Raw genomic sequence first — 25257 nt, 5'->3', positions numbered from 1 at the left:
ACACTCTCACTCGATCGGTTGTGGGTAAACCTATTCTTTCCTCCCATTCTCCTGTTGTCTCGGGTATCCGGGGTAGGGGCCTGATCCTTGACGGGCCACAATTTCAAGTTGTGGGGGACTATTGGCGTTATGAGTGACGAGCTGCGCGAATCCGACAACATCGATGGCAAGAAGGCGTCTGCGGGGCCGTTCCTCTTGGCTGTCGCCATCGTCGCCTTGATCCTGGGTGGAATCTTCGTCGCATCGTGGATCTCGCCGGCCGAGGAGAACGTCACCGAGTCGGACCGCGTGAGCCGCTCCGTCACCGACTACGTCGATGCCGAGAATCGGAATGACGCGGAGACGATCAAGACCCTGACCTGCGCGAGCTTCAATTCGAGCAACGGTCCTATGGCCGGCGTCGACGGGACGGTCGAGCTGAAGGGTGTGGACGGGGTCGCGGTCAACGGCGATCGCGCCCGGGCCGACGTGACGATCACCGGTGGCGGAGCGGGCGAGCGAGTCTCGACCTGGGCCCTGACCCGTGACGGCAACCGTTGGGTCGTCTGCAACTGACGGCCCGCTCAGGCGCTCACGGCAGTCTTGTGAAAACATGGACTACGTGAGTTACGCAGGCGATCTGACGCCGGAGCAAGCCTGGGAGCTGCTCCGCGAAAACCCCGACGCCGTGCTGGTCGACGTGCGGACCGATGCGGAGTGGAAGTACGTCGGTGTCCCCGATGTGTCCTCCCTCGGCAAGCAGGCCGCACTGATCGAATGGGTGAGCCACCCGACCGGCGCGCGCAATGACAACTTCGTCGACCAGTTGAAGGAAGCCGGCATCACTGCTGATTCCTCCGGGTCGGAGCGTCCGGTGATTTTCCTGTGTCGATCCGGACAGCGTTCCATCGGTGCGGCGGAAGCTGCGACTGCGGCGGGCATCGGCCCGTCGTACAACGTGCTCGACGGGTTCGAAGGCGCATTGGGTGCCGACGGACATCGCGGACTTGTAGGTTGGCGGGCCATCGGCTTGCCGTGGAGGCAGCAGTGAGCGGAATTCCCCAGGGTGGCGCATTTCAACGGGCGCTGCCGGACGACGTCGGTCTCGGCACTCTCGGTGTTCGCGGCGGACTGATGCGTACCGGGTTCGAGGAGACTTCCGAAGCGCTGTTCCTCAACTCCGGATTCGTCTACGAGAGTGCAGAAGCCGCCGAACAAGCCTTCACCGGCGAGGTGGATCATTTTGTCTACTCCCGCTACGGCAACCCGACCGTCAAGATGTTCGAAGAGCGTCTGCGTCTCATCGAAGGTGCAGAAGCGTGCTTTGCGACGGCCAGCGGAATGTCGGCAGTCTTCACGGCGTTGGGCGCACTGTTGGCGAACGGCGACCGATTGGTTGCCGCGCGCAGCCTCTTCGGATCCTGCTTCGTGGTGTGCAACGAGATCCTTCCGCGCTGGGGGGTCGAGGTTGTTTTCGTCGACGGTGAGGACAACGCGCAGTGGGAAGAGGCGCTGTCCGTGCCTACCACGGCAGTGTTCTTCGAGACTCCGTCCAACCCGATGCAATCTCTCGTCGACGTTCGACGGGTGTCGGAGCTTGCTCATGCAGCCGGTGCAAAGGTAGTGCTGGACAACGTCTTCGCGACGCCGCTTCTGCAGCGCAGCCTCGATCTGGGCGCCGACGTCGTGGTGTACTCCGGCACCAAGCACATCGACGGTCAGGGCCGCGTGCTTGGTGGCGCGATCCTCGGTACCGAAGAATACATCAGCGGTCCCGTTCGAGAACTGATGCGGCACACCGGTCCTGCGCTCAGTCCATTCAATGCGTGGACTCTGCTCAAGGGCCTGGAGACGATGCCGGTCCGTATTCGGCACTCCGTGGCTTCGGCACTCGAGATCGCCGAATTCCTCGAAGGACACTCCGGCGTCAAGTGGGTCAAGTATCCGTACCTGACGTCGCATCCGCAGCACGAGCTCGCGAAGTCTCAGATGAGCGGTGGCGGAACGGTTGTCACGTTCGAGCTCGATGCGCCTGACGGAGAGGGCAAGAAGCGGGCGTTCGAGGTTCTCAACGGTCTGCGCGTCATCGACATCTCCAACAACTTGGGAGATTCCAAGTCGTTGATCACTCACCCCGCCACGACAACGCACCGGGCCATGGGTCCGGAAGGCCGTGCAGCAGTGGGTCTTACAGACGGCGTTGTCCGTCTGTCCGTCGGGCTCGAAGACACGGCTGATCTGTTGGCTGATCTGAAGCGAGCACTCGGCTGAATCGCTGGAGCGCCTTGCCTCGAACTTCCGACGGCAAGGCGTTCTACGGTGCGGGCGTGAGACCCAGTTGTTTGACGTCGATCGTCAACGCCGTCGTATTCAGTGTGAGACCTGAGCTTGTCGTGTCGGTGGGGTAGATCGTGAACAACACCTGCGCCGTCAGATTGGTGTTGTTCAGCGCCGACGTGACCGCGATGAGGTTCGGCGTCGGTGCTGTGCTGTCGTACAGCAGATTGTTGCTCTGATCCGTGACGTACGTGCGAAGGTCGATGTTGGCGGCTGCGAGCCCGCCGCTCAACTTGGTCTTGTCGACTGTCACGTTCGCTTTCAGACGTGGGCCGGTGGCCATCACCTTCGAATCGCAGAAATACGTGTAGTTGAATCCGGGCTTGAGCCGGTAGGTAGTGATGTCCGGGATATATACGAGTGGATTCGGATTGGTGGGCGCGTTGACGTAGACCTGCGAATACCAGCCCCCGCCGCTCGTGGTCACGCACGCTCCCAGATCCAGGGTCCCGGACTGGACAGCGGCGCTTGTCAGGGTCGCACTGTCGGTCCACTTCGCCAATGTGCCCGAACCGCCGAGCAATACGGCTCCGGCCGCGGCAACTGCCATGGCAGCTTTCGTTGTCTTTCTCATCACGGCACCAGCGCCTTGATCTCGTCCGGCAGTTCGCTCGGGGTAGGAGATTCGGCCCAGACTCCCGTTGACGTGTCGATGACGGCGACTCCGGAAGGGGTGATTACGTATAGCTGATCGGTACCGGTGAGCCAATGCAGGACAGCGTCGCTGTCGACGGTACCTCGATAGACTTCAGTACCTGATGAATTCGACACGGACACAACGGTTCCAGTGGAAGTCGAGAGCTTCTGGGCGCTGAGACCGGTCGTGGTCGCCGGGGCGTCGACGGGAACCTCGCTCGGGGTGGTCGTAGTTGGTGGCACCGTTGTCGTTGTCGTTGTCGTTGTAGCGGTCGTCGTCTGGGGCGCCGTAGTTGTAGCCGGTGACGAGGTGGTTGTCGACGGTGCAGTTGTGCTGGTGGTTGTCGACGGTGCAGTTGTGCTGGTGGTTGTCACAGCCGGCGCCAATGTCGTGGTGGGCGTGGTGGATGAGGCGGTCGTGGAAGTGACGGCCGTAGTAGGAGTGCTCGGAGCGTCTGCCGCCAGTGCCGGCGCTGCCGATCGACTGAGAGCAGATGTCCCGCTGATCGGACCGCCACACGAGTAGAGCAGGCCGACGAGAATGCTGAATTGGTAGCCGGAGTACGACGGCGTGACCGACGTGCCGCTCAGTCCATGGATTTCGATGTTGTAGGTGCCGACTATGAGCGGGAACGCGACTGTTGTACCGCCCGAGCCGTATCTCATGGAGCCTGTAGTAGACGTTGCGGTGTAGTCATTCGATCCCAACAAGGATCCGTTGCTATCGCGGGCAATTAGACGGTATGAGCTTCCGACAGTCGCGGGCCAGGTGATTGTCACCGCGACCGGAACAACGAGCGCAAAATTCACCGCGCAACTGGCTGTGCTTGGCGACGTGGGAAAGGTTGCAGCAGTGCCGAACTGAATGCTTGTTGCCGTGGCTGTGTCGGTGTACCCCGCCTTGGTACCACCGATCTGGGACACACCGACCACCGTGAGACCGACCGTAGCCAAGGCGACGATGGCCTTGAGGGCATGGGAGTCGCCGCGTATGTCCTGACGATCCCGCTGAGGTTCCTCCGCGTCGGAAGCCTCACGTCGACGGAACGCGATGTACAGGAGCCCGCCGACGGCAATCGCACCAAGCACAAGCCCACTCGGTCCGGACAGCCAGACTGCCACGTAGCCGAGGCGGTTGATGCTGAAGAAGACGCGATCGGCTTCGGTGATGACGTAGGGATCGGGATCGGCGATCGGATTTGCATCACCACGCAGTTGTGCGACGGCAAGGTTGTTGCCCTGCTGATCTATTGATTCCACACGATGGGTGATGCGCGTGCCTTGGCTGTCGGAGACGCTGACGATGTCACCGACCAGCACTTCCGAAGCAGGCACGGTGCGCGCGAATGCGAGAGCACCGGTATCGATCGTGGGTGACATCGATCCACTCCGAAAGATCAGCGGGGTGATACCGAAAGCCAGACCGGCGATGAAAATGATGATGGATACCAAGCCTGCGAGGGCTCCCAGACTGAGTAGGACTTCCCGTACCCGGTTCGGCATCGAGGCCTTTGCATGTTTTTTCGTGTGTCGGGCCATTGCCATCACACCTTTGCCGCGAAGGTCAGGACGATGTTCGACGTGCTGTTCGTCGGCGGTGTCGGTGTTGTCGGAAGCTGCACCGAGACACATAAATTCTCGGTAGCCCCGACCACCAGTGGGCGGTCGGGGCTACCGATGGCTTGATTCGCGGTGAGTGTCAGCGCGAGCGAGGACACCACGTTGGCGCCGTCAGTGCACTTGTTGGCAACAGTTCCGTTGGAGGAAACCGTCATTCGTAGAGAGGTCGTCAACGCACCACTACTCGTAGACGTGATCGTGTACTTCAGCGGGACAGTTGTCCCTGTGCCCAGGTTGTTGACCTTGATCAGAGCGGTATTCGAATCGCCGGGAATCATTCCGGACTTGCCAAGCTCACTGAAATTCAGAGACCTGGTCAGAATGGGCTGGGCAATGCTGTTCAACTGCAGATTGATGGAACCCGTCGTGATGTTGCCCGAGGTTGCCGTGGCGGAAGACGTCCAGGCCGCGAGCGTGGTCACACCGCCGACGCCAAGCACCATCCCCAGTGCGAGCAGCGCGCGAAAACGCGTGCTGGTCAACAGGTGACGAATCCGGTGGGCCGGACGGTCAGGGCGCGAGGGCATCGTGCTGGCCTTTCTCGATCTGGGCGGAGTCTGCGGGCGCGAAAGTTGCAGGGTCAGGAGCGAATCGGGCTCGAGCTCGCTCCTTCCGGCCGTCACGGATGCCGCTGATCATCATGTACGACGCGTACAGCAGTAGAGCGGTCACTACGATCACCACGATCACGGTGCGCTGCTCTCCCGTCAGCCAGGTGTTCACGTAACCGAGATAAGGCAGGCTGTACCAGACCTTTCCCCGGATCTGCACCGGCCGTACTTCCTTCTCGTCAGGCTCACCGTTCGCATCGCCCTGGGTGATGAAAGTTCTTTCACCCTTCTGGTTTTCACTTGTGGCGATGATCCGGTGCGTGACGACGGTCGGCTGACCCGATTCCAGCTGGTACGTAATAGGTGTACCGATCCCCAGTTCGGACGGATCGACAGGTTTGACGACTACCAGTGATCCAGGGTTGTACGTCGGGCGCATCGAACCGGTCAGAATCGTGAAGCGCTGTGCTCCGGCAAAGAAGGGAACGACAATGGTTGCGACGATGACTGCCGAAATTGCCAGCAGCAGTGTCCAACTGACGATAGAGGTGATCCACCAGAGTGGGCCGGTGCGATCGGTGCGATCGGTGCGCTTCGTGGAGTGTTTTGTCATACCGGACCTGCCTGGAAGGTCAAGGTCGTGGTGCTTGTTGCACCTGAGACCGCCCCGACGCCTACCGTGAGTCGCAAGCACAGAATGTACGTACCGCCTGAGACCAGCGGACTCGGCATGTACGCCGGTGAAACCGGGTACTGCAGCGATGCATTCATCGATCCGGACGTCAGTGGGGTCACTGCCGGAGCCGCGGTGTTGACGCCGGCAGGGCAGGCGCCTTCGTTGGCGACTCCGTACGTGGTCAACGTGAATCCCGTAAATGCGGTCGTCGACTGCATTCGCCATTGCAGAGGATCAGCCCCCGAATTCTTGACGGTGAGCGGTGCTTGCACCGTGTTTCCCGGGACAACGGGCGTCGCGGCCGTCGTCAAGTTCGCCAGGGTGTACGCCGCACTGGTTCCGGCAGATGTACCAACCGTGAGGTTGACGCTGGCGGCTGTCGCCGTACCGCCATTCGCGCTCGCCGAATCGGACCACAGCGCGAGCGACTGCTGTGACGATGCAAACACCGCTACAGCAGCCACCGCGACTGCGATCGCTCCCCAGACCTTTTTCCTCATGAAATTACGGGGCCGGTGTCAGTGCTGTCTGAGTGACGACCAACTTCATCGCCGACAAGTTCAGCGACTGGTTCTGCGCGACCTGATTGGCCACCTCGTTGAAGTTCAGCCGGACTCCGACGTGGACGATCGTTCCGTTCTGGGCTTTGGTGATCTGCGAAATCGGGTTGCCGCCAGTGTCCTTGATTGTCGTCACGGGCACGACAGCAGCGGCAAGCTCGGCGCTGTTCGCACCCGGAACGATTCCGGCCGTATCAGCGGTCAGAACAGCCGCGAGACGATCGCCCACTGCGGTCACAGTGACGTCGCAGGTGTATTCGATGCTCTCGGTGGTGACTATTCGGTAAGCCGAGATGTTGGTGATCGCGGTCTTCGTCGGGTTGAGGGAGTTCCACCCGCCACCGACCGGTGCGCAAGAGCTCAGGTCGAGGGCGCCGGACGTGACGGGCCCGCCGCCACTGACGTCGGCCGAATCGCTCCAGACTGCGAGCGAGCCGGCACCGCCGAGGAGGAGGGCACCGGCCGCCGCAGCAGCGATCGCACCCTTGGTCTGCTTCTTCATGAAAATCTCATTTCATGTCTGGGACCCGAAATGGGGCCATTCAGACATGAGTATCAGACACGGCAAACGATTCGTTACCACTTTTCGAAAAATCAATTTTACGACTGGAGTCCAACTGTCACTCGGTGTCGAAATGATCTTTGACCTGCGTCTAACTACTCGTTTGTAAGTTTGGTGCGAATAAAACCGTTGGTTTGTTCAGTTGGACAAAGCGGACGAGTCGGAACTTGGCAAATCTGCTGTTTTTACCAGTTAATTACCGAGTTTCGGTTTTGTTTTGCAATTTGAATCAATTGTTTGTGTTGCTACGGAATGGATCGGTTGTTGTTCCCACAAGATCGGCGACCGACTCGAGGACGATGGTCGGGCGGTAGGGATAGAGCTCTACCGACGCGCGGGTCGAGATCCCGGTCATCACCAGAATCGTCTGCAGTCCGGCTTCGAGGCCACAGACGATGTCGGTGTCCATGCGGTCGCCGATCATCAACGTATTGGCGGAATGAGCGCCGATGGACCGCAGGGCTGAGCGCATCATCAAGGCGTTGGGCTTGCCGACGTAGTAGGGATCGCGTCCGGTTGCCTTGGTGATGAGTGCCGCGACCGAGCCGGTGGCCGGCAGCGAGCCGTCACGCGACGGCCCGGTGGCGTCCGGGTTGGTGGCGATGAACCGCGATCCACGCTCGACCAGGCGAATGGCGGTGGTGATTGCCTCGAAGGAGTACGTTCGCGTCTCGCCGAGGACGACGTAGTCGGGGTCGCTGTCCGTCAGGACGTAACCGATGTCGTGCAGGGCAGTGGTCAGGCCCGATTCGCCGACCACGTAGGCGCTGCCGCCTGGCCGCTGGTTGGCCAGGAACGTCGCGGTTGCGAGCGCTGACGTCCAGATCGACTTCTCCGGGATGTCGAGTCCCGAATTGAGCAGGCGTGCTCGCAGGTCACGCGGGGTGCGGATGGAGTTGTTGGTGAGCACCATGTACGGGATGTCGTTCGACGCCAGCTCTGCCAGGAACGTGTCCGCTCCAGGTATCAAGTGCTCCTCGTGGACGAGAACCCCGTCCATGTCCATGAGGTAGGTCCAACCGGTCTGATCTTCTGTACTGGTCATTACTCCAGTATGTGCGGGTGGCGCCCGATGTGGGCGGTCAAGCGAGAAGGCGCCACAGGCCGATCAGGCCGACGACGACAATCGTGTAGCGCAATGCAGTGGGGGACAGGCGCCGTCCGTAGCGGGCGCCGAGGACGCCACCACCGAGTGAGCCGACGGCGATCAAACCGGCTGCTGCCCAATTGATCTGATCGAATGCCAGAGTGATGTACATCCCTGCTGCAACGATGTTGACGAGCAGCGACAGCAGGTTCTTCGCGCCGTTCATGCGCTGGAGGGTTTCCGGGAGGATGGCACCCATCACACCGATGAGAAGGATGCCCTGCGCGGCAGTGAAGTATCCGCCGTAGATGCCGACTGCAAAAGTGCCGGCGGTCAGGAGCATCAGCCTCTTGGTGGACAGCGTCGTTTCTTCGGTGGAACGCTTCTTGGCCCACGCCTGGATGCGTGGTTGGAGGAGGACGAGCGCGAGAGCGAGGACCAAGAGCACCGGAACGATGGTCTCGAACAGTTTCTCGGGTAGGTGCATGAGCAACCACGAACCGAGTAGTGCTCCGGCGAGGGACGCCGGAATCTGCCACTTCAGTCGGTCCCACTGTCCGGACAGCTCACGTCGGTAGCCCCAGGTACCCGAAACTCCGCCGGCGACGAGCCCGACCGCGTTGGACATGGTTGCGGTCACGGGCGGCATGCCGAAGGCGACCAGGGTGGGAAACGTGATCAGCGTTCCACTGCCGACCACGGCGTTGATCGCGCCCGCGCCGATACCGGCCAACAAGATGAAGAAAGCGTCGAGTCCACTCACTCCGCAGACGGTACGGCAGAGGAAAAGTCAGTCCGGACGGCGGTCCCGGTCTTCATTCGAACGCTCCATTCAACACGCCGAACGCGGCTTCGGACACCGTTGGAATCAATGCGATTTCAACATCGTGGACCCTTCATTTCCCTTGCAGTGCAGGGAAATACAACATTTGACGACTCGACATTTCGCGTCTAGTCTTTGCTCACCATCCAGAGCGACCGAGAGACCTGGCTCGTCGACGTCGCAGCAACCCCCCGAGTGATCGGGAGCGGGTGCTACCGCCAGGACCGATGGAAGGCATCACATGGGTACCACTTCGCACGCTGCGCACAAGCGACGTCACATCGATCTGTGCCGCACCGCTTCGTGTCACTGTCGCTGACCGAACTCTCGTCGTCTTCGCAACTCGAGCACACCAACTCGAGGACACAGCTGCGTTCCCATTTCCCCGAAAGGTCTATTCGTGATGTCCACTCCGTCAGGTAGCGCGCCGTGAGCGCGCCCACCGATGTCCGCCCCGAAAAGTCGGTGTCCGAGTCGCAACTACCCGACTCGGAGCTTGTCGTCGCTCGCACCTGGCACCCGCTGCGCTGGGTGATCAGTGCGGTCGTGCTGGTCCTGCTTGCTCAGTTCATCCACGGGCTCGTCGTCAACCCCGGCTGGGACTGGCCGACGTTCGCGCAGTACTTCACCGCGAAATCAGTGCTCGCCGCGCTGTGGATGACGATCAAACTGACCCTGTGGGGGACGATCCTCGGATTCGGTCTCGGTGTTTTCCTGGCACTCGGTCGGTTGTCGAAAAACCCGGTCCTGCAGGTGATCGCCTGGACCTACATCTGGGCCTTCCGCTCGATTCCACTCATCGTGCAGCTGCTCTTCTGGTTCAACATCACATACCTGTACCAGACGCTTTCTCTCGGAATACCTTTCGGGCCCGAGTTCTTCACCTTCCAGGTCAGCGGTGTGATCGGCGGATTCACCGCGGCAGTCATCGGTTTGGCGCTGCACCAGGCTGCATACTCGGCCGAGATCATCCGCTCCGGAATCATCTCGGTGGATCACGGTCAGATCGAAGCTGCTCACTCGCTCGGTATTCCGCGCAGTCGCCAGTTCTTCAAGATCGTTCTCCCGCAGGCAATGCGAGCGATCCTCCCCAACGCCGCCAACGAGGTCATCGGACTCTTCAAGGGAACGTCGATCGTCTCCACCATGGCAATCGCCGAACTGTTCTACCAGGTGCAGGTCATCTTCGGCCGCAACGGACGAGTCGTGCCCCTGCTGATGGTCGCCACGATCTGGTACATCATCCTCACGACGTTGCTCTCGATCGGTCAGTACTACGTGGAGCGCCACTATGCACGAGGATCCGCCCGTGCGCTTCCGTTGACTCCGGTACAGAAGGCGCGCAAGAAGTTCGAAGAGATTCGCGATGCGCGTCTCGATATTCCGAGAGGTGCGACCCGATGACCGCAGAACTGGCCGAAGAGACGGTGTATGCCGTCGAAGCGCGCGGAATTCACAAGTCCTTCGGCACGCTGGAAGTACTTGCCGGCGTTGATCTCCTGGTCCGCAAGGGCGAAGTGACCGTCATTCTCGGTCCGTCGGGTTCCGGTAAGTCCACCTTGCTGCGAACCCTCAATCACCTCGAGAAGGTCGACCGCGGAACCGTACGGATCGACGGAGAGCTGATCGGATACCGGCGCAAGGGAAATCGACTCCACGAACTGCGTGACCGCGAGATCCTGAAACAGCGTTCGCACATCGGATTCGTGTTCCAGAACTTCAACCTGTTTCCGCACCTGACCGCGTTGGAAAACGTGGTGGAAGCGCCGCTCTCGGCCCAGAAGCGTGATCGTGACGAGGTGTACCGCGAGGCCCGCGCGCTGCTCGAGCGAGTGGGGGTAGGCGACAAGGCGGACGAGTATCCGCGCCAACTCTCCGGTGGCCAGCAACAGCGCGTCGCGATAGCGCGAGCGCTGGCACTGCGGCCGGCGGTCATTCTCTTCGACGAGCCGACGTCGGCGCTCGACCCGGAACTGGTGGGCGAGGTTCTCGAAGTCCTCGCTCAGCTGGCCCGTGACGGCGCCACCTTGGTGATCGTCACACACGAGGTCGGATTTGCTCGGGAAGTGGCGGACACTGCGGTCTTCATGGACGGCGGCGTCATCGTCGAACAGGGCCCGCCTTCGCAGGTGATCGACAATCCGGTCCACGAACGGACCAAAGCCTTTCTCTCCCGCGTCCTCTGACGCGACCCAGACTCATTCCCGGAAGGAAAAATTGATGTTCTCCACATCCCGTCGCGCGACTTTTCTGATCTCGGCGCTTGCCACCGTCGGATTGCTCAGCGCTGCATGCAGCAGCGCGGACGCCGAGTCCGACGGCGCCCAGGTCACGGCTGCTGCGGGTTACAACCTCACGGCCGATCAGAACCGCATCACCACCGACAAGGTGGATTCCATCGCCGCCGAGCTACCTCAGGACATCCGCGATCGTGGCACGCTGCGCGTCACCGGTAGTGCCGGTTCCGCTCCGCCGCTCCGTTTCTACGCCGACGACGACACCACCCTCATCGGTTCCGAGACCGACTTCGCCTATCTGATCGGTGACGTTCTCGGCTTGAAGGTCGACCTGCAGACAGCAGATTGGGCACAGAACTTCGTCCGGATCGACTCCGGTGAGGCCGACGCCTTCCTCTCCAATGTGACTGTCACAGAAGAGCGTAAGGAGAAGTACGACTTCGCGACTTACCGTCTCGACACCCTCGCCTTCGAAGCCAAGAAGGGTGCCGGAATCTCCATCAAGGAACCCAAGGACGTCGCGGGCAAGAAGATCGCCGTCTCCTCGGGCACCAATCAGGAAGCGCTGCTGGTCAAGTGGAGTGAGCAGAACGTCGCGGCCGGCCTGGCGCCTACCGACATCTCCTACTACCAGAACACCACCGACTACTACCTCCCGCTGCAGTCCGGCCGGATCGACGCCTACTTCGGCCCGAACCCGTCATCGCAGTTCCACGCCAAGCAGTCGGGGGAGACCGAGGTTGTCGGTGAGTTCTCCGGGGCCGGCGACACCCTGCAGGGGCAGATCGCGGTGCTGGTGAAGAAGGACAACGGCCTGATCAAGGCGATCAACGACGCGATCAACCACACGATCGAGAACGGCACGTACCAGCAGATCCTCGAGCGCTGGAACATCACCAGCGAAGCCGTCGACACGTCCCTGATCAACCCGCCCGGCCTTCCGAAGACCAAGTGAGCTCTCGTCCATGAGTGAGATTCTCGATGTGATCGTCATCGGCGGAGGACTCGTCGGGTCCTCCGCCGCATGGCGGCTCGCGGCACGCGGACGTAGCGTCATTCAGTTGGAACAGTTCGGGCCGAGTCACAAGCACGGTGCGTCGCACGGTACTTCGCGTATCTACCGGCAGGCCTACGACAATCACCGGTACACAGGTTTGGCGGCCGGCGCGCTGCCGCTGTGGCGGGAGTTGGAGACCACGACGGACATCGGGTTCCTGGAACTCACCGGTGCCGTTGATCACGGCCTGCCGCAGGCAGTGCAGTCCAAGGCGAAGATACTTCGCGAGGCGGGCATCAAGGGTGAGATCCTCACTCCTGCCGAGGCGTCCGCCCGTTGGCCGGGGCTGCGATTCGACACCACGGTGCTCCATCATCCCGACGCAGGCCGGTTGCACGCGGACCGCGCAGTGACCGCTCTGAAGGCAGGAGCGGTGTTTGCGGGCGCCGAGGTCCGTCACGATGTTCGGGTGTTGGCACTCGCGCGGGCGTCCTACGGCGTGGACGTGGTGACGGACAGTGGAACGCTCGCAGCTCGTCAGGTCGTGATCGCGGCCGGTGCGTGGACTGCAGATCTGATCGCAGACAGCGGTCTCGGCTCCGAGATCGTACTGCCGACATTGCGCACGACACAGGAACAACCGGCACACTTCGCACCGCTCGATCCCGGAGTCGAGTGGCCGAGTTTCGTTCACCACACCGGCGCAGAATTGGAGACCGCGGGGATCTACGGGCTCGGTTCCGAGGACGGGATCAAGATCGGCGAACACGCGACCGGGCCGGTGGTGACTCCGCAGACCCGTGACTACACCCCTGGTGTCGACGGAGAGCAGCGATTGGTGGAGTACGCCGAGTCGTGGTTACCCGGTGTCGACACCACCCGTGTCGAGTCGCTCACCTGCCTGTACACGAGCACGCCGGACAGTAACTTCGTCATCGACCGAGTCGGCGCCGTCACGGTGGCAGCGGGATTCTCGGGGCATGGGTTCAAGTTCGGTCCGGCCCTGGGTGAACTTGTGGCGGACCTCGTCGACGGAACCACCCTCGCTCCGGAAGTTTTCAGGCTGGGGGAGCGTTGACCAGATTCATGGAGGAAAGTGTTGTGGCACTGGAGCTCGGAACTCGACAGCTCGAGGGTGTCGGAGCGGTAGAGGTCTATTCGGTATCGCAGGACGATCCCTTGGCAGCTCCACTGATCGCGGAGTTGGCACTCGAATACAGTTCGCGTTACGGCGGGACTCACGAAGCGATGCTCGAGGATCTCACGACGTATCCGGCAGAAGAATTTGCCTACCCGCAGGGTGCGCTTCTGGTGCTCACCCACGACGGTCTGCCGATCGCCGGTGGTGCGTTTCGTCAATTCGATTCCACCACTGCCGAACTGAAGAGAATCTGGACATCGGTCGACCATCGGAAGCGCGGCCTCGGCAAGGCCGTCGTTCGCGAGTTGGAACGAGAGATCGAACTTCGTGGATACAACCGGGTGTTTCTCACGACGGGTCCTCGGCAACCCGAGGCCGTCGCGCTGTATCTGTCCAGTGGATACACACCGCTTTACGACGCGTCACTCTCGCCCGAAGAGGTGGGCATCCACCCGTTCGAGAAACAACTTCGGGTCCTCGAAAATGTGACTCGAGCAGCAATTCCTACCGACCGGGTTGACAACACCCGGGTTTAACCTCGTAGACTTGCGAACGACCATCCAGAGCGACCGAGAGACCTGGCTCATTGAAGTCGCAGCAACCCCCCGAGTGATCGGGTGCGGGTGCTACCGCCAGGACCGATGGAGGAACACGAAATGAAGGCAGTCGAAGGCGGTTTCGATACCGCCTGGTCGCGTCGTCACGTAGACCTGTGCCGCACCGCGGGATCTTTCTGTACCAACTGACCTCGGTCAGTCATTCACACTCAGGCGAGTCGTCGACAAGTCTGTTTTCTCTTCTCTCACAAGTGATTCGTGCTCGATCGCCTTTCTCGTCTCAGGCGACGGGTGCGCTCTTCGGCATGCCTCTTTAGGAGTTCTTGGTGTCTTCGCCCTCATTCGGTGCCCGCAAACGCGCGACCGTAATCGCCGGTATCGGTGCTGTCTCGGTTCTCGGCACCGTCCTCGCCGGCTGCAGCAGCGGGAGTGACAGTGCTGCCGACGCAGGCCCCGCCCAGTCCGGCGGAACCCTTCGCTACGGTCTGTCGCAGGCGCCGACGTGCGCCGATCCGGCCCAGGCCGGCAGTAACCAGACCGTGTATGTCACTCGGACAGTGGTGGATTCGCTTACCGATCAAAATCCCGACACCGGAGAGATCACCCCGTGGCTCGCCAAGAGCTGGGAGATCAGCCCCGACGCCGCGAGCTTCACGTTCGTCCTTCGCGACGACGCCACCTTCAGTGACGGCACACCGGTGACGGCGGATTCGGTGAAGAAGACCTTCGACTCGGTCAAGAACCTGGGACCGAACGCGTCGTTGGCGAAGAGTTACCTGTCCTCGTACACCGGTACCGACGTCGTAGATGCTCACACGGCGAAGATCAATTTCTCCGGACCCAATGTTCAGTTCCTGCAAGCAACTTCGACGCCACAGCTCGGAATCCTCGCCGATTCCACCACCGCGCTGGCATCCGAGCAGCGCTGCCCCGGTGCAGCGGTGATCGCCTCCGGACCGTTCGTGTACACCGACTGGCAGCAGGACAAGAGCGTCAAGATCGCCAAGCGTGCGGGATACAACTGGGCCTCGGATGCGGTCGCGCATCAGGGCGAGGCGTACCTCGATGGCGTCGACTTCACGGTGGTTCCCGAATCCGGTGTGCGGGCGGGCAGCGTGGCCTCCGGCCAGCTCGATGCGGTCAGCGATGCGCTTCCGCAGGATGCGCCGCAAATCGAGGGCGCGGGTGGACGAATCCTCACAAGGCCGAACCCGGGTGTGAGCTTCTTCTTCCAGCCCAACGTCAGTCGCGGCGTTCTCGCTGATCAGGCTGTTCGTCAGGCCATCATTCCCGCGATCAACCGCCAAGAACTCGTCGACACCGTTCTGGATCCGTCGTTCTTCCCGGCCACGAGCCCGCTGGCTCACACCACTCCGCTCTACAGCGACGAATCCAGTGTCGTGACGTACGACGCCGACAAGTCGGCGAAACTCCTCGACGCGGCTGGTTGGAAGACCGGCAGCGACGGTATCCGCGAGAAGGACGGGCAGAAGCTCACTTTCAGCGTCACCTTCAGTCCGGTGTTCTCGGGTAACCAGGCCATCCTCGAGCTCGTGCAGCAGCAGCTCAAGAAGGTCGGCGTCGACCTGCAGCTCAACTTGGTCTCGAACGGTGAATGGACCGAGAAGGGAGTATCGGGTGATTACGATTCGCTGTATTACAACAGCACTCGCGCGGACGCCGACATCTTGCGGGCATCGTTCAGCACCGAAGGCCGCAACCTGAACCGTCGCGGCGCAGATCCGGAGCTCGACAAGGTACTCACAGACCAGCTTGCAGCCACGGACAACGGCCAACGCGGCGAACTGGTATCCACCGCACAGGAATTGATCCTCGACCGTGGACTCTCCATCCCCACCATCGAGCTCTCGCAGGCCATCGGCGCCGGATCGAGTGTGCAGGACCTGAACTTCGAAGCCTCCTCGCGCCTGCAGTTCTACGACGCATGGTTGTCGGGTAAGTAATCATGACTCGATACGTACTCACCCGACTGGGCCAGGCCGCAGTGGTTCTGTGGGCCGCCTTCACCATCTCGTTCGTGATTCTGTTCCTCCTGCCCAGTGATCCCGTCAGCATGGCTGCCGACTCGTCCGGTCAGGGTGTTGCAGTGGATCAGGCTGCGCTCGATCAGCTTCGGGCACGGTACGGCTTGGACCAGTCGGTGTGGGTGCAGTACTGGACATCGCTGACGAATGCTCTTCGCGGCGATTTCGGAACGTCCATCTCCACCGGTCAGTCGGTGACGGATGCCATCTTCTCGGCGCTGCCGAGCACTCTGGTCTTGGCAACCACCGCTTTGGTTCTGGCCGTGTTGTTCGGAGTGGCGATCGCGTTCTTCGCTACCTACACCCGCAGGCGGTGGCTCGCGAACCTGTTGTTCTCGCTGCCGCCGCTGGGTGTGGCAGTGCCCACTTTCTGGGTGGGCCTGATTCTTCTGCAACTCTTCTCGTTCCGTCTGCACATCTTCCCGGCATTCGGAGACAAGGGATTCGCAACGGTGATTCTTCCGGTGATCACCTTGGCGATCCCGACCGGCGCGGTGATCGCGCAGGTGCTCACGACCAGCCTGCAGTCGACGCTACGTTCGCCGCACGTGGAGACTGCGTACGCCAAGGGCGCAAGCCGTTGGCGCGTGCAGACCCGTCACGCGTTGCGACTGGCGAGCATTCCGGCATTCACCATTGCCGGTGTGCTGGTCGGCACGCTGCTGGCGGGCTCGGTGGTTGTGGAAACGGTGTTCTCCCGCGCGGGCGTCGGCCGTCTGACACAGACGTCGGTGATGGCGCAGGACATCCCGGTGGTGCAGGGAGTCGTTGTGTTCGCCTCTCTCGTGTTCGTGCTCGTCAACCTCGCGGTCGACCTCTTCTACCCCTTGATAGATCCACGGATCATCCAGACGAAGAAGAGTCACACCGAAAAGTCGAATACCGAAAGCTCGACCGATCTGGAGCCGGCTCATGTCTGACACATTGATCGAACCCCTACTCCTCGATCCGAGCGTCGAGGCGAAGGCACCTGTTGTTTCGCGCCGAAAGTCCACGGCCATCGGCTGGATCCGAAAGCCCGGCTTGGTGATTCCGGTGTTGATCGTGTTGCTTGCCATCGGCTTTGCCGTCGCACCCGGATTCTTTGCCAGCGGCGATCCGTTGTCCGGTGTCCCGGCGGACAAACTGCAGGGCCCGAGCCTGGCTCACTGGTTCGGAACCGACAATCTCGGACGTGACCTGTACACACGGTTCGTGCACGGCGCCGCGCTGTCCCTGACCGCAACCTTGGTGGCGGTCGGAATCGCATTGGTGGCGGGATCGATAATCGGTTTGCTCGCGGGCTTTGTCGGTGGCGTCGTCGACGCCGTGCTGATGCGTATCGTCGACGTGCTGCTGTCCATTCCGGCGCTGCTGCTCTCGTTGGCACTGGTGACCGCACTCGGCTTCGGCACCATCAACGTCGCCATCGCGGTCGGCGTCAGCATGGTCGCGAACTTTGCGCGAGTGATGCGTGCCGAAGTGATGCGGGTGCGCGGCGCTCAGTACGTCGAGGCCGCGTTCGGTTCGGGTGTGCGGTGGCTCGGTGTCCTGCGTCGGCACGTGCTTCCCAACTCGTACGCGCCCGTGGTCGCGCTGTCCGCAGTCGAGTTCGGGCAGGCAGTTCTTGCAGTGTCGGCACTGAGCTTCTTGGGATTCGGCGCGGTACCGCCTACCCCGGAATGGGGATCGCTGGTATCCGAGGGGCGTAACTTCCTCGCCAATGCCTGGTGGATGACAACACTTCCCGGTCTCGCGATTGTCGCCGTGGTCATCTCGGCACACCGTATCGGCCACGAGATCGAAAGGAACAACCGGCGATGAGCACGACCGAAGAACAGCTGCTTTCCGTCACCGACTTACAGATCGCCTACGGCGCCGAGCCCGCGGTATCCGGTGTGAGCTTCACCGTCGGTCGGGGCGAAGTAGTTGCGGTGGTCGGGGAATCGGGTTCCGGTAAGTCGACCACGGCCCACGCGATATTGGGTCTGCTCGCCGGCAGTGGCCACGTCACCGGCGGGACCGTCGAGTTCGAGGGTGAACAGATCGACTCGTATTCCGACCGTGCGTGGCAGCGAATCCGCGGCGCGCGTATCGGTTTGGTGCCGCAGGATCCGACGACCTCGCTCAACCCGGTGACCCGGATCGGCGACCAGGTTGCAGAAGTCCTGCGGATCCATGGCCTCGCAGACCGCCGCAAAGCCCGGTTGGACGCCGTCGAGGTGCTCGAGCGTGCGGGTATCGACCGGCCGGAAATCCGAGCACGCCAGTACCCACACGAGCTCTCCGGCGGTATGCGGCAACGAGTTCTGATCGGTATCGCGCTTGTCGCGAACCCGGCCCTCGTCATCGCCGACGAGCCGACCAGTGCTCTGGACGTCACGGTTCAACGACGCATCCTCGACCACTTGGACGAGCGAATCGCCGAATCCGGTGCCGCCGTGCTCCTGATCACGCACGACCTGGGTGTGGCCGCAGACCGCGCGGACCGGATCCTGGTGATGCAGGGCGGCAGGATCGTCGAATCCGGCCGCACCGCAGATATTCTGGACAACCCGCGAGACGAGTACACGAAGAAACTTCTGAGCTCTGCGCCGAGCCTGTCCTCGGGACCAGTCGTTCGCCCGGTCCGCCAGGACACCAGCCCGCTGCTGACCCTGACGGGAATCACCAAGCACTTCAACGTCGGACGCGGGAGTTCGATCACCGCGGTGAACGAAGTGTCGCTGACTGTTCCGAGGGGTCAGACGGTGTCGCTGGTGGGGGAGTCGGGCTCCGGCAAGTCGACCACGGCGCGCATCGCCGTGCGGTTGGAGCAGGCGGATGCCGGCACCATCTCCTTCGACGGACACGACATCACGAAGGTCAAGGGCAGCGATCTGCGCGAGCTGCGCCGAAAGATCCAGCTCGTGTACCAGAACCCCTATGCATCACTAGACCCGAAATTGTCCGTCCAGGACATCGTTGCGGAGCCGCTGCGGGCCTTCAAGGTTGGTGGACGCAGCCAGCAGCAGACTCGTGCGGCAGAGTTGCTCGATCAGGTTGCACTTCCCGAGCAGTTTCTGAGCCGCAAACCGGCCGAACTCTCGGGCGGCCAGCGTCAACGGGTGGCGATCGCTCGTGCGCTCGCTTTGAAGCCGGACCTGCTCGTTCTCGACGAACCTGTGTCCGCTCTCGACGTCTCGGTGCAAGCGCAGATTCTGGCGCTACTCGACGAGTTGCAGCGCGAACTGGGCCTGACCTATCTCTTCATCTCCCACGATCTTGCGGTTGTTCGCCAGATCAGCGACGTCGTCGGCGTCATGCAGGCCGGGCGATTGCTCGAAATCGGTACTACCACCGAGATTTTCGACAATCCCCGAAACGAGTACACACGCACACTTCTCGACGCGATCCCCGGGCGGGATCATTCGACACGAAAGGCCGAACATGTCCGAGCGTAGTTCCGGAGCATTCCTGGTCGGTCTCGAATTCGAGGGCACCGGAGCTCATCCGTACTCCTGGCGACGCGAGGACTCACGCGCCGAAGATCTGTTCACACCGTCGTACTGGGTGGACCTGGTGGCCACCGCGGATCGGGGTGGGGTGGATCTGGCGTTCCTCCCTGACTCGTTCGGACTGCAATCCGAGGGCCAGCACGCAGTGCGGGGCAGATTGGAGGCGGTTGCAACTGCGGCGCGGCTGAGTGCTGTGACCTCGCGTATCGGCCTGATCCCCACTGCGACAGTCACGCACACCGAGCCGTTCCACATCTCCAAGGCCGTCGCGAGTATCGACTACTCGTCAGCGGGGCGGGCCGGCTGGCAGGTCGCGGTGTCCGACACCGCTGAGCAGGCGTCGTTGTTCGGCCGAAAGGCAGTGCAGGGCCCCGAGTCCGCGTGGGAGGAAGCGTCCGAGGCTGTCGAGGTGGTCAGTCGGCTGTGGGACAGCTGGGAGGACGACGCCGAGATACGGGACGCTGCGAGCGGACGATTCATCGATCGAGACAAGCTGCACTACATCGACTTCGAGGGAAAGAACTTTTCCGTCAAAGGGCCGTCCATCACGCCGCGCTCCCCGCAGGGGCAGCCGCTGATCGCCGTCGACGCGAGCAGGCCGGAGGCACGCGAACTCGCGGTTGCGCGCGGAGATCTGATTCGGATCTCGGCAACCGATCTCGCCGAGGCCAAAACTACGGCCAAGCTGGTCCACGCGAGTGCCGCCGCCCTCGGGCGCAGCGTCAGGGTTCTCCTCGACGTCGACGTGCTTCTCGGCGCTGATCGCGGTGCCGCCGACGACGCTCTGGCCGAACTCGAGGAATGGGCGGGAGCGCCGTACGCCCCGCACTCGCTGTTCTATCGCGGTGACAGTGCCGGCCTGACTGTCCTCCTTCGCGAGATCGGTGGGCTGGCCGGGGTCGACGGTGTTGTCCTGCGTCCCTTGGCTTTGGCTGCCGCAGTGGAGAAGATCGCGGCGGACGTGGTGCCGAATCTCAATCCGCGACCGACTACCGGCCCGACGCTGCGCGAGCGGTTGGGTTTCGAGTTGCCCGTCAATCAGTTCGCGTAGCGCGAGCAGAGAACAGGAACACCGATGACACAGAACAGGATTCGCAAGCAAGTTCATCTGGGCGCTCACTTCCCCGGCGTGAACAACACCACGGTGTGGACCGATCCGGCGTCCAAGAGCCAGATCGAGTTCAGCTCGTTCGAGCATCTCGCCCGCAGTGCCGAACGCGGATTGTTCGACTTCTTCTTCCTCGCAGAGGGTTTGCGCCTACGCGAGCATCAGGGCAAAATTCACGACCTCGACGTAGTCGGTCGCCCGGACACCTTCAGCATTCTCAATGCGGTTGCCGGTGTGACAACGCATCTCGGCCTGGCCGGGACGATCAACACCACGTTCAACGAACCGTACGAGTTGGCCAAGCAGTTCTCGACGCTCGATCATCTCTCCGACGGCCGCGCCGCCTGGAACCTGGTCACCTCCTCGGACGCATTCACCGGTGAGAACTTCCGCCGCGGTGGGTATCTGGAGCATTCCGAGCGGTATGCACGCGCAAACGAGTTGGTCGACGCAGTACGGACGCTGTGGGACAGCTGGAGCATCGATCGTCCGATCGTCGACCGTGAGCGCGGTATTTTTGTCACCGACCAACAGGTCGGCCAGTTCCAACACTCCGGCAGGCAGTTCGACATCACCGGGCGCTTCGAAGTTCCTCGGAGTCCACAAGGGCACCCAGTTCTGTTGCAGGCAGGTGACTCCGACGAAGGACGCGAGTTCGGCGCCGCCAAGGCTGACGCCATCTTCACCGGACACGGAACCCTCGAAGCAGGCAAGGCCTTCTACGCCGACGTGAAGGGACGCCTGGCCAAGTACGGACGCACGCACGCAGACCTCAAGATTCTCCCCGCCGCCACCTTCGTCCTCGGTGACAACGCCGCGGACGCACAGGAGAAGGCATATCACATCCGGCGGCAGCAGGTCGGACCCCAGACTGCCATCGCTTTTCTCGAACAGGTTTGGGGCAGAGACCTTTCGCAGTACGACGCCGACGGCCCGTTGCCGAAGGAAGATCCGTCGGACGACGTCAACATCACTCGCGGACGCGTCCGCCACGTCAAGGATCCGCGAGCGGTCGCAGATCAGTGGCGTGCCAAGGCCGAGGCCGAAAACCTCAGCATCCGTGAACTCATCATCGAAGTGACTGCCCGCCAACAGTTCGTGGGTAGTGCAGCGGAGGTGGCTGCCGAGATCGACACCTACGTCCAGGGCGACGCGAGCGACGGATTCATCCTCGTTCCCCACATCACCCCCGCGGGCCTCGACGAGTTCATCGACACCGTCGTACCGGAACTTCAGGACCGCGGCAGTTTCCGGACCGAGTACTCAGGAACCACCCTGCGCAGCCATCTCGGGCTGCGCCACCCGCACGAGCAGGCTGAAGGAGTCCGCGCATCATGACCGTTACCGACACTTCCACCAGCACCTTCACCGGCGATTGGAATGCCTGGCACGCCTCGCGCGACGCCACCTTCGGCGAACCCCTCGGCTGGCTGAGCCTGACTGCGTTGCATTGGCTGGTGGACACCGATTCCACCTTCGCCGACCTGCCCGGTGCATGGCGCGCCGACGCGAATGCCGTTGTCGTCACCGCGACGCCCGCAGACGACTTGTCGATCGACGGCGTCGCAGTGGACGGTGCGGCCACTCTGAATCCGATCGAGGGGGCGCCGGGACTGATCGTCAAGCAGGGCGCGCGGTTGGTCGAGGTCATCCGCCGCACTGGCGAGGTGGCTCTGCGGATCCACGATTCGTCGGCCCCGGCATTGGCGCAATTCAGTGGTATCCCGACCTTCGAGCCGAACCCGCAGTGGCGCATCGAGGGTGTCTTCACAGCTTTCGAGGAGGCTCGCACGGTGACGACGGGCGCGGTCGTCGAGCGCCTCGAGCATCATCACGACGCCCGAGGAACCATCAGCTTCGAACACGACGGTGCAACGCATACGCTGATTGCGTTCGCGGGCAGGGACAACGGCTTTCACATCCTGTTCACCGACGCGACCAGTGGTGTGTCCACCTACCCGGCCGCCCGCTCGCTGCACGTGAGCGCACCTGAACCCGGTGGCGCGGTAGTCCTCGATTTCAATCGGGCGTCGAACCTGCCCTGCGCGTTCACCGATTACGCGACGTGCCCGGTGGCCCCCGCCGAGAACCGCCTGGCGTTCGCGGTGGAAGCCGGCGAGAAGACACCGGACACCCGCTCCGAAAGCGGACCGAGGTGAGCGCGCCGCTGTCCGTACTCGACCTCTCGCCGATCAGTGAGGGCGGAACGGCCCGCCAGGCTTTGCGGAACTCGCTGGACCTCGCTCGTTCTGCCGAAGCGTGGGGATACAAGCGTTACTGGGTCGCCGAACACCACTTCGTCGGTGTTGCCTCTTCGTCGCCAGCAGTGCTTGTCGGGCTGATCGCGGCCGCCACCAACACCATTCGCGTCGGCTCGGCCGCCGTGCTGCTGGGCAACAACACGGCGGCTCAGGTGGTCGAGGCCTTCGGTACCGTCGAAGCGTTGTATCCGGGTCGTATCGATCTCGGCATCGGGCGCAGCGGACAGCGTCGGGTGGAGGCACTTCGCGCGGTCGCTGCCGGAACGCCTGCGCCGGCAGAATCGAAGCGAGAGAACGTCGTACGCGACGGCGTCGTGATCCCGGCGCCCTTCGATCCAACCGGTCTTCTCACGTCACCGCGATTGCAGGCGTCGTTCGAGGCATTGGCGTTTCCGGGCGCGCAGGCGCCCGATTTCGAGCAGCAGGTCGACGACATACGCTCGCTCCTGAACGGTACCTACAGAACCCGCGACGGCATCGAATTGCACGCCAGTCCCGGCGAGAATGCCGACGTCGAACTGTGGGTGTTCGGAAGCAGTGCGGGCCCGAGTGCCGAGCTCGCCGGACGACTCGGATTGCCGTTCGGTGCGAATTACCATGTGGCGCCCTCGAGTACGCTCGATGCCGTCGAGGCATACCGTGTAGCATTCCGACCGTCGGCAGTTCTGTCGGAGCCGTATGTCGTCGTCTCCGCGGATGTTGTTGCTGCGGAAGACGATGCGACGGCGAGAGAGTTGGCGTCTACGTTCGGGCACTGGACGCACAGCATTCGCAGCGGGCACGGCGCCATCCCGTACCCCGATCCCGCGACAGCGCTCCCACTTTCCGACGCCGACGAAGCAGTGGTGGAGGATCGGCTGATCACGCAGTTCGTCGGTTCACCGTCTACCGTCGCCGACAGGCTCGACAGTTTGCAGAAGCTCACCGGAGCGGACGAATTGGTAATCACCGGGGTGACCCATCGGCACGAGGATCGTCTGCGCTCGTACGAGCTGCTTGCCAAGGAATGGGGACTACCCGCACTACTGGCAGCGTGAGTTTGCCTTGGTCCATTAGTGTCGAGTGATGTTTTCACCTCGAGATGCCCTTGCGGTTGCTCTTGACGTAGCGCGTGAGGGCATGGAGCTCGGGGAAATGCCGATCGGCGCAGTCGTGTTCGACGACGACCGTGTGCTCGGGCGGGCGTATACGCAAGAACGGGCACTCGGCCGACGGGTAGTCCATGCGGACCTTCAAGCGCTCTTGCAGGCCGACGAGGCTCTCGGATTCACTCGAGCGTCCGGTGAATTGACATTGGCGGTCAATCTCGAACCATGTCTCATGTGTATGGGTGCCGCGATCACGCTCGGTGTGACCCGGGTGTGGTTCGCTCTCGAATCCCCGAACGACGGTGCGGCGGAACTCGTGCAGCTGTGGGCGCCGCCTGTGGAACTTCCGTTTTTCTGTAAGCCGCGTGAAGTCCTCGGCGGCATCCGCCGTGACGAAGCGCGAAATCTGTTCGCTGAATACGCCACCGGCACTGGCCCCGCCGGGATGCGGGACTGGGCGCGCAGTCTCACCTGACGCCATGGCTTGTAAGGAGGGCCGTGAGGCTCACGCCCCGATAGCGCCCGCGATCATCGGCCACGACGCGCGCATGTCGGCTTCGAAGAGCCCCCAGGTGTGGGTGCCTTCGGGTCGGAAGCTGAACGTCGCGGGAATGCCGAGCTGACCGAATCGCCCCTGCAGGGCAGCGGTGCACATGTTGGTGATGCCTTCGAGGACCGCGCCGGGAACGACGCCGGCGGCCATAGCCAGCGAGTTGATTCCGTCCACCGGGCCGGGGAGGCCGTTGCCGGTCGAGATGAACAGCGCTGTGCCACGCAGTTTCTCGGCGTTGATCAACGGGTCGTGCGCCGCCCACTGCGGGCTACCCCACGGCCCCCACATGTTGGCCGCGTTGCCGCCGCCGAGTATCTCGACCATCGAGCGCACCGCTGCCTGGCCGAGCGGGTCGCCGGCGCGCGGACAGCCGCTGTACGAGCCGACTGCGCGGTAGGTGCCCGGCGACTGGATCGCGAGGTCCAGAACCGGTCCGCCGGCCATCGACACACCGCCGAGTGCGTTGACACCGGTCGTGTTGTACCGAGCGTTGACCGCCGCCGGTAGTTCCTTGGTGAGGTACGTCTGCCACTTGTTACGGCCCAGCACCGGATCGTCGGCGTTCCAGTCGGTGTACATGCTGAACTTGCCGCCGACCGGCATGACCACGTTGACGTGTTTGTCGTCGAAGAAGTCACGAACTCCGGTGTTGTTGAACCACGAGATCCCGTCCTCGCCGCCGCCGACACCGGTCAACAGATAGAAGGTCGGGGCCGGGCCTCCTCCGGCCGGCGAAATCACGTCGTTGGCGATCCAGCGGTCCATCGAGGGGGAGTAGACGTCGATGCGACTGACCACGGAATCCGCGCTCGCGGTCGGCGCGCTGAGGCCGAGAAAGCCGGCGGCCATGGCCACCGCCATCGTCAGCCGAACCGTGAAACGACGTGTCTTCATATTTCCCCCCAGGCGCAAGCCGGACAGCGTATTTGTGCCTTCCAACAGTGGCACAATGCGAAGAGGAGT

Annotated in this window: 28 protein-coding genes and 2 riboswitches; of the genes, 19 read left to right on the top strand and 9 right to left on the bottom strand. The window is 62.5% G+C overall.

Annotated features, from left to right (window positions below):
- The first annotated feature begins 129 nt into the window (after positions 1–129).
- The 3 genes from M1L53_RS20610 to M1L53_RS20600 are packed head-to-tail and all read left to right on the top strand — an operon-like array spanning position 130 to position 2250.
- The gene (locus M1L53_RS20610) at positions 130–555 is read left to right on the top strand and encodes a hypothetical protein (protein ID WP_007726820.1); all 426 of its coding nucleotides are present in this window, start codon (positions 130–132) and stop codon (positions 553–555) included.
- A 46-nt stretch (positions 556–601) separates the two neighbouring features.
- The gene (locus M1L53_RS20605) at positions 602–1030 is read left to right on the top strand and encodes a rhodanese-like domain-containing protein (RefSeq protein ID WP_007726822.1); all 429 of its coding nucleotides are present in this window, start codon (positions 602–604) and stop codon (positions 1028–1030) included.
- Positions 1027–2250 (top strand): O-succinylhomoserine sulfhydrylase, encoded by a 1224-nt coding sequence (locus M1L53_RS20600; RefSeq protein WP_172403504.1) that lies wholly within the window; start codon positions 1027–1029, stop codon positions 2248–2250. Before M1L53_RS20605 ends, M1L53_RS20600 begins: the two co-directional genes overlap by 4 nt.
- Before the next feature lie 43 nt (positions 2251–2293).
- On the opposite strand, the gene M1L53_RS20595 is transcribed toward M1L53_RS20600, so the two are convergent.
- The 8 genes from M1L53_RS20595 to M1L53_RS20560 all read right to left on the bottom strand — a co-directional run bounded on the left by M1L53_RS20595 (position 2294) and on the right by M1L53_RS20560 (position 8771).
- Positions 2294–2890 (bottom strand): alternate-type signal peptide domain-containing protein, encoded by a 597-nt coding sequence (locus M1L53_RS20595; RefSeq protein ID WP_047269470.1) that lies wholly within the window; start codon positions 2888–2890, stop codon positions 2294–2296.
- A complete protein-coding gene (locus M1L53_RS20590; protein ID WP_198165710.1) occupies positions 2890–4491 on the bottom strand; it encodes a signal peptidase I in 1602 nt (533 codons plus the stop codon). The genes M1L53_RS20595 and M1L53_RS20590 overlap by 1 nt, the downstream gene beginning before the upstream one ends.
- Positions 4492–4496: 5 nt before the next feature.
- The gene (locus M1L53_RS20585; RefSeq protein WP_054186915.1) at positions 4497–5099 is read right to left on the bottom strand and encodes a SipW-dependent-type signal peptide-containing protein; all 603 of its coding nucleotides are present in this window, start codon (positions 5097–5099) and stop codon (positions 4497–4499) included.
- Entirely contained in the window at positions 5083–5736 is a 654-nt protein-coding gene (locus M1L53_RS20580) for a signal peptidase I (protein ID WP_054186916.1), read from the bottom strand. The genes M1L53_RS20585 and M1L53_RS20580 overlap by 17 nt, the downstream gene beginning before the upstream one ends.
- On the bottom strand, positions 5733–6299 hold the full coding sequence (locus M1L53_RS20575; protein WP_054186917.1) for a hypothetical protein: 567 nt from the start codon (positions 6297–6299) through the stop codon (positions 5733–5735). The genes M1L53_RS20580 and M1L53_RS20575 overlap by 4 nt, the downstream gene beginning before the upstream one ends.
- 4 nt (positions 6300–6303) lie before the next feature.
- The gene (locus tag M1L53_RS20570; RefSeq protein ID WP_047269467.1) at positions 6304–6861 is read right to left on the bottom strand and encodes an alternate-type signal peptide domain-containing protein; all 558 of its coding nucleotides are present in this window, start codon (positions 6859–6861) and stop codon (positions 6304–6306) included.
- 289 nt (positions 6862–7150) lie between these two features.
- The gene (locus tag M1L53_RS20565) at positions 7151–7966 is read right to left on the bottom strand and encodes an HAD-IIA family hydrolase (protein WP_003944345.1); all 816 of its coding nucleotides are present in this window, start codon (positions 7964–7966) and stop codon (positions 7151–7153) included.
- A 37-nt stretch (positions 7967–8003) separates the two neighbouring features.
- Positions 8004–8771 (bottom strand): sulfite exporter TauE/SafE family protein, encoded by a 768-nt coding sequence (locus M1L53_RS20560; protein ID WP_003944404.1) that lies wholly within the window; start codon positions 8769–8771, stop codon positions 8004–8006.
- 199 nt (positions 8772–8970) lie between these two features.
- A riboswitch (SAM riboswitch) is annotated at positions 8971–9065 on the top strand.
- A 7-nt stretch (positions 9066–9072) separates the two neighbouring features.
- Between M1L53_RS20560 and M1L53_RS34895 the strand changes: the two genes are divergently transcribed.
- The 16 genes from M1L53_RS34895 to M1L53_RS20490 all read left to right on the top strand — a co-directional run bounded on the left by M1L53_RS34895 (position 9073) and on the right by M1L53_RS20490 (position 24216).
- Entirely contained in the window at positions 9073–9150 is a 78-nt protein-coding gene (locus M1L53_RS34895) for a putative leader peptide (RefSeq protein WP_350318888.1), read from the top strand.
- 110 nt (positions 9151–9260) lie between these two features.
- Positions 9261–10235, top strand: coding sequence for an amino acid ABC transporter permease (locus M1L53_RS20555; RefSeq protein WP_003944440.1), 975 nt, complete (start codon positions 9261–9263; stop codon positions 10233–10235).
- Positions 10232–11017 (top strand): amino acid ABC transporter ATP-binding protein, encoded by a 786-nt coding sequence (locus tag M1L53_RS20550; RefSeq protein WP_020968833.1) that lies wholly within the window; start codon positions 10232–10234, stop codon positions 11015–11017. Before M1L53_RS20555 ends, M1L53_RS20550 begins: the two co-directional genes overlap by 4 nt.
- Positions 11018–11051: 34 nt before the next feature.
- Positions 11052–12023, top strand: a complete 972-nt coding sequence (locus M1L53_RS20545) for an ABC transporter substrate-binding protein (RefSeq protein ID WP_007726832.1) — start codon at positions 11052–11054, stop codon at positions 12021–12023.
- A 10-nt stretch (positions 12024–12033) separates the two neighbouring features.
- A complete protein-coding gene (locus M1L53_RS20540; protein WP_054186918.1) occupies positions 12034–13143 on the top strand; it encodes an FAD-dependent oxidoreductase in 1110 nt (369 codons plus the stop codon).
- Between the two features lie 8 nt (positions 13144–13151).
- Positions 13152–13742, top strand: a complete 591-nt coding sequence (locus M1L53_RS20535) for a GNAT family N-acetyltransferase (protein ID WP_039972708.1) — start codon at positions 13152–13154, stop codon at positions 13740–13742.
- Between the two features lie 17 nt (positions 13743–13759).
- Positions 13760–13854: riboswitch (SAM riboswitch) on the top strand.
- Complete coding sequence (locus M1L53_RS34890; protein ID WP_019749498.1) at positions 13848–13952, top strand: putative leader peptide; 105 nt, start codon at positions 13848–13850, stop codon at positions 13950–13952. Its footprint overlaps the riboswitch before it by 7 nt.
- A 137-nt stretch (positions 13953–14089) precedes the next feature.
- Positions 14090–15727, top strand: a complete 1638-nt coding sequence (locus M1L53_RS20530) for an ABC transporter substrate-binding protein (RefSeq protein ID WP_003944291.1) — start codon at positions 14090–14092, stop codon at positions 15725–15727.
- Positions 15728–15729: 2 nt separating this feature from the next.
- Positions 15730–16728: an ABC transporter permease gene (locus tag M1L53_RS20525; protein ID WP_261949265.1), complete on the top strand. Its 999-nt coding sequence runs from the start codon at positions 15730–15732 to the stop codon at positions 16726–16728.
- Positions 16721–17611: an ABC transporter permease gene (locus tag M1L53_RS20520; RefSeq protein WP_047269463.1), complete on the top strand. Its 891-nt coding sequence runs from the start codon at positions 16721–16723 to the stop codon at positions 17609–17611. Before M1L53_RS20525 ends, M1L53_RS20520 begins: the two co-directional genes overlap by 8 nt.
- A complete protein-coding gene (locus tag M1L53_RS20515) occupies positions 17608–19230 on the top strand; it encodes an ABC transporter ATP-binding protein (protein ID WP_007726839.1) in 1623 nt (540 codons plus the stop codon). Before M1L53_RS20520 ends, M1L53_RS20515 begins: the two co-directional genes overlap by 4 nt.
- Entirely contained in the window at positions 19217–20335 is a 1119-nt protein-coding gene (locus tag M1L53_RS20510; protein WP_054186920.1) for an LLM class flavin-dependent oxidoreductase, read from the top strand. Before M1L53_RS20515 ends, M1L53_RS20510 begins: the two co-directional genes overlap by 14 nt.
- Positions 20336–20359: 24 nt before the next feature.
- Entirely contained in the window at positions 20360–21730 is a 1371-nt protein-coding gene (locus M1L53_RS20505) for an NtaA/DmoA family FMN-dependent monooxygenase (protein WP_054186921.1), read from the top strand.
- Positions 21727–22551, top strand: coding sequence for a DUF1684 domain-containing protein (locus tag M1L53_RS20500; RefSeq protein WP_054186922.1), 825 nt, complete (start codon positions 21727–21729; stop codon positions 22549–22551). Before M1L53_RS20505 ends, M1L53_RS20500 begins: the two co-directional genes overlap by 4 nt.
- The gene (locus tag M1L53_RS20495; RefSeq protein ID WP_054186923.1) at positions 22548–23690 is read left to right on the top strand and encodes an LLM class flavin-dependent oxidoreductase; all 1143 of its coding nucleotides are present in this window, start codon (positions 22548–22550) and stop codon (positions 23688–23690) included. The genes M1L53_RS20500 and M1L53_RS20495 overlap by 4 nt, the downstream gene beginning before the upstream one ends.
- 28 nt (positions 23691–23718) lie before the next feature.
- The gene (locus tag M1L53_RS20490) at positions 23719–24216 is read left to right on the top strand and encodes a nucleoside deaminase (RefSeq protein WP_076948810.1); all 498 of its coding nucleotides are present in this window, start codon (positions 23719–23721) and stop codon (positions 24214–24216) included.
- A gap of 30 nt (positions 24217–24246) precedes the next feature.
- Here the strand turns inward: M1L53_RS20490 and M1L53_RS20485 are convergent, their stop codons facing one another.
- Complete coding sequence (locus M1L53_RS20485; protein ID WP_003944347.1) at positions 24247–25188, bottom strand: alpha/beta hydrolase family protein; 942 nt, start codon at positions 25186–25188, stop codon at positions 24247–24249.
- Positions 25189–25257 lie beyond the last annotated feature (69 nt).

The sequence above is a fragment of the Rhodococcus sp. T9N genome (assembly GCF_024436645.1).
Classification (GTDB): Bacteria; Actinomycetota; Actinomycetes; order Mycobacteriales; family Mycobacteriaceae; genus Rhodococcus_F; species Rhodococcus_F qingshengii.
Note: the sequence above shows the minus strand (reverse complement) of the source record. Positions and strands in the feature narration are given on the sequence as shown.